Raw genomic sequence first — 2,168 nt, forward strand, 5'->3', positions numbered from 1 at the left:
GCTCATATCTTATAAATAGTACGTTACATGTAACTACAGCTAAATTACTGTTTTACATGGTTTTATTTGTAGTTACACTTTTGAAGATTATTGACCACTTCAAAAGCAATCTTAAATATAAAATTATTTCTTTAAATTCACATAATTAGCTATAAATAAGTTGAATTACATTGCTATTATCCACATGAGCATTACTGAGAGCCATATTCTTACGTATCAACGTAGCATTTTGTGATTGAACTTTAGCTAACATCGCTTTCAGCTCTGCCACCTCAGAACGTAGCTCTCGATTGCGCTCTTTATACTCATTTAGCTCTGTCTGCTTGGCATCACGCTGCTGCCGGATGCCCTTATTTACACCGCCTTTGATGCGCTCTAACAGGTCAGGACAATCACGATGAATCAATGCTCGACTGACACCCGCTTCCTCGGCAACAGCCGCCACACTCATTTTTCGGTGTGTTAATTGGCACCGCTATGGATCCATTCCATTGGCGGCGTAATGGACCCACCCCATTTGTGCCGTAATCGATCCACCTGATTGGCGGCGTAATAGATCCACTTTAATCTGATTTTTCCCCTCAAACTTCTGTTTAACTCGCGTATCTTTGACTGTTTTGTAGTCAGGAGAATACGCATGCCAAACCGGAGGTTTGAAATGTACCAATACCGACACATCCTCGTTCGAATGCGAATGGGCGATTCCAATCGAGCCATCGCTGACAGTGGAATCGCTGGTCGTAATAAAGTCAAAGCGATTAAGCGTATTGCATCGAAACATGGCTGGCTTGAACCCGATAGCGAACTACCTGATGATTCACAACTGGCCACTGTCTTCGGCGAGAGGCCACCCAATCCAACGACAACGTCATCTGTTGCACCATACGCGGACAAAGTGAAAAAGTGGTATCAGGATGGTGTGCAGGGCACCACAATCCATCAAGCACTGGTGGAGAAATATGGCTTCACAGGAAGCTACTGGTCTGTCATCCGTTTTTTAAAAGTCTTAGCTGAGAAGACGCCAGTTCCTACTACTGTCATGGAATTCACAGCTGGCGATACCGCACAAGTTGACTTTGGTGCAGGGCCGCTCATTGTGGATACTGAAACTGGCGAGCTTCGCAAAAGCTGGATATTTGTGATGACGCTGGCTTGGAGTCGTCACATTTACGCTGAGTTCATTCGTGACCAAAGCACCGCCACCTGGCTGGCCTGTCATCGTCGTGCGTTTGAATGGTTTAGAGGCGTGCCAAAACGCGTGGTCATCGACAATCCTAAATGTGCGATTACAAAAGCTTGCTATCACGACCCACAGGTTCAGCGCGCTTACGGTGAGTGTGCCGAAGGCTATGGATTTTTGATTGCGCCATGTCCCGTGCGTGACCCGCAGAAAAAAGGCCGTGTCGAATCTAATGTTAAGTACATCAAAAATAGCTTCGTTCCTCTGAAGGAATTCCGTAGTCTGAGTGATGCCAACGTACAGCTTAAACGTTGGTTACTGGCGGTTGCGGGAAATCGTAAACACGGCACCACCAAATGTCAGCCGCTGGAGCGCTTTACTGAGATTGAACAGGCACGACTTAAACCATTACCTGATGTGCCACCGGAGCAGGCTGTCTGGGCAAAGGTTAAGGTACACGGTGATGGTCATGTGCAATTTGAACACTGCCGTTATTCGGTGCCCTATACGCTGATTAGAGAAACGCTCTGGCTTAAAGCCAGTGACACTATGGTGCGTATTTATCAGGGGCATGAACTCAAAGCAACACATACCCGAATGCGCCATCAGGGTGGCAGAGCCACCGTTCCCGAACATCAACCGCCAGCCGCTCAGGCTTATAACATGCAGGATCCGCAATATTGCCTGACTCAGGCGAAGCGGATTGGCGAATCATGCCATGTGTTGATTAAGCGTCTGTTTGCCAGTCGCGTACTGGACAACCTGCGTGCTGCACAAGGTGTTGTGGGCCTTGCCAAACGCTACGGTGATAAACGCGTCGACGCCGCCTGCTCACGCGCGTTGACCTTCGACAATGTGCGTTACAGCGCAGTCAAACAAATCCTAGAAAAGGGGCTAGACCAGCAGCCCAATGAATCAAACGCCTTCGATACCTTAAGCGATGCTTATACCGGCGGTGGTCGATTCCATCGCGACCCAAATAAACTAC

General features: G+C 47.8%; 2 protein-coding genes. One reads left to right on the plus strand and one right to left on the minus strand.

Annotation, left to right across the window (positions count from 1 at the left end):
• Positions 1–145 precede the first annotated feature (145 nt).
• The gene (locus BIZ39_RS21325; RefSeq protein WP_222936744.1) at positions 146–451 is read right to left on the minus strand and encodes a TetR family transcriptional regulator; all 306 of its coding nucleotides are present in this window, start codon (positions 449–451) and stop codon (positions 146–148) included.
• A 207-nt stretch (positions 452–658) separates the two neighbouring features.
• Here BIZ39_RS21325 and istA point away from each other — a divergent pair.
• Positions 659–2,168: IS21 family transposase (gene istA / locus BIZ39_RS21330; protein WP_187448039.1), on the plus strand; the 1,510-nt coding region annotated here is incomplete at its 3' end.

Source organism: Alteromonas sp. BZK5 (assembly GCF_014349115.1).
Taxonomy (GTDB): domain Bacteria; phylum Pseudomonadota; class Gammaproteobacteria; order Enterobacterales; family Alteromonadaceae; genus Alteromonas; species Alteromonas macleodii.

Bases quoted from the DNA above. Each gene is read 5' to 3' on its own strand.
- BIZ39_RS21325 (WP_222936744.1), bottom strand. From the start codon at position 451: ATGAGTGTGGCGGCTGTTGCCGAGGAAGCGGGTGTCAGTCGAGCATTG.